Annotated in this window: 2 protein-coding genes; both read left to right on the top strand. The window is 72.3% G+C overall.

Annotated features, from left to right (window positions below; translation table 11 throughout):
- Positions 1–157: 157 nt before the first annotated feature.
- Positions 158–1,147 (top strand): EamA family transporter RarD, encoded by a 990-nt coding sequence (gene rarD / locus GV126_RS35410; RefSeq protein ID WP_159675531.1) that lies wholly within the window; start codon positions 158–160, stop codon positions 1,145–1,147.
- 215 nt (positions 1,148–1,362) lie between these two features.
- The gene (locus GV126_RS35405) at positions 1,363–1,842 is read left to right on the top strand and encodes a VOC family protein (RefSeq protein WP_159675530.1); all 480 of its coding nucleotides are present in this window, start codon (positions 1,363–1,365) and stop codon (positions 1,840–1,842) included.
- Positions 1,843–2,092 lie beyond the last annotated feature (250 nt).

Here is a 2,092-nt window from a genome sequence, read left to right as displayed (position 1 = left end):
CTCCCGGCCCGCCCGGCGCCGCCACCGCCACCGATGAGCGACGTGCGGCCACGGGGCCGCCCCGCCGCCTGTCATGACCGTATGTCGATACGGGCATGACAGCGCGGCCGCTCGGCGCTACCTTCGGGGAGGCACGTCGAGACGCGTAGGAGGGCCCGTGGGCGGGACGTCGAAGGGTGAGCAGCGCATAGGCCTGCTGAACGGCTTCGCGGCGTACGGTATGTGGGGGTTGTTCCCCCTGTTCTTCCCCCTGCTGGAGCCCGCCGGCGCCGGCGAGGTGCTCGCCCACCGGATGGTGTGGTCCTTCGTCGTCGTGGCCGTCGTCCTGCTCGCCGTACGGCGCTGGAGGTGGGCCGGCGAGCTGCTGCGGCAGCCGCGCAAGCTGGCGCTCGTCGCGGTCGCCGCGGCCGTCATCAGCGTCAACTGGGGCGTCTACATCTGGGCCGTCAACAGCGGCCACGTCGTCGAGGCCTCGCTCGGCTACTTCATCAACCCGCTCGTCACCATCGCCATGGGCGTGCTCCTGCTCAAGGAGCGGCTGCGGCCGGCGCAGTGGGCCGCCGTCGGGGTCGGCCTGGCCGCCGTCGTGGTGCTGACCGTCGGCTACGGCCGCCCGCCGTGGATCTCCCTCGTCCTCGCCTTCTCCTTCGCCACCTACGGCCTGATGAAGAAGAAGGTGAATCTCGGCGGCGTCGAGTCGCTGGCCGCCGAGACCGCGATCCAGTTCCTGCCCGCGCTCGGCTACCTGCTGTGGCTGACCGCGCACGGCGACTCGACGTTCACCACCGAGGGCCCCGGACACACCGCCCTGCTCGCCACGACCGGCGTGGTCACCGCCCTGCCGCTGGTCTGCTTCGGCGCCGCCGCGATCCGCGTCCCGCTGTCCACGCTGGGGCTGCTGCAGTACCTGGCCCCGGTCTTCCAGTTCCTGTGCGGAATCCTGTACTTCCACGAGTCCATGCCCGCCGAGCGCTGGGCCGGGTTCGCCCTGGTGTGGCTGGCCCTGATCCTCCTCACCGGCGACAGCCTCCGTACGGCCCGCCGCACGGCCCGGCTGCGCGCCGGTCTCGTCGCGTCCCGGACGGCGGCGGGCTCGCCCGAGGCCGAACCGACGCCTCCGGCACGGCCGGACGCCGTGGAGGCCTAGGCGTCGTCCGGGCTATCGGGATGCCGGGCCGCTGGGCTGCCGGCTACCGGGCTGCCGGGACGGGCGAGCCCCGTCGAGCCCTGTCTGTGAGGTCCGGGCTGCGGTCCTGTCCGTTGGGGGGCCGGGCTGCGGTCCTGTCCGTTGGGGGCCGGGGGTTGTCCGGGGTTCCGGCAATCCTGTTGCCCGGGCGGTGCGGTGCCCCCTTGACTGGTCGCGTGACACACACCCCCGCCGCCGACGCGGCCACCCCGGTGCACTGGAAGATCGTCATCGACGCCGCCGACCCGCACGCGCAGGCCGACTTCTGGGCCGCCGCACTGCACTACGTGGTCGAGGACAACAGCGCCTTCATCGAACGGCTGCGCGCACTGGGCGCGCTGCCGGCCGAGGCCACCGTCGACTTCCACGGCCGCCCGGCCTTCCGGGACCTGATCGCCGTACGCCACCCCGACGACCCGTACGACGAGGAACGCGGCACCGGCCTCGGGCGGCGGCTGCTGTTCCAGCGCGTGCCGGAGCCGAAGGCGGGCAAGAACCGGCTCCACCTCGACCTGCATCCCGGCGAGGGCCGGCGTGCGCAGGAGGTGGAGCGGCTGACGGGACTCGGGGCGAGCGCGCTGCGGGAGGTGAAAGAGCCCTCCGGGGAGTGGGTCGTGATGACGGACCCGGAGGGCAACGAGTTCTGCGTGTCGTAGGGCCGGTCCTGCGGACGCAAGCCGGTTCCGGCCGGGTGCAAGGCGGTTCCGGTCGGATGCGGGGCGGTTCCGGCCGGGTGTGGGCCTGTGACGGCGGGGGGGGTGGCTCTTATTAACATCTGACGCCGCCGGCCGCCCCCCACGGTCAGCCCCCTCCGGTGGCCGGCCTCTTTTCAAAAAAAAACCAGATCTACTCTCCAACACCCCCTCGCACTCCGACTCATTCTGTCCGTTCTTCTCACCCATACAC

The organism is Streptomyces mexicanus (assembly GCF_902506575.1).
Classification (GTDB): Bacteria; Actinomycetota; Actinomycetes; order Streptomycetales; family Streptomycetaceae; genus Streptomyces; species Streptomyces mexicanus.
Note: the sequence above shows the minus strand (reverse complement) of the source record. Positions and strands in the feature narration are given on the sequence as shown.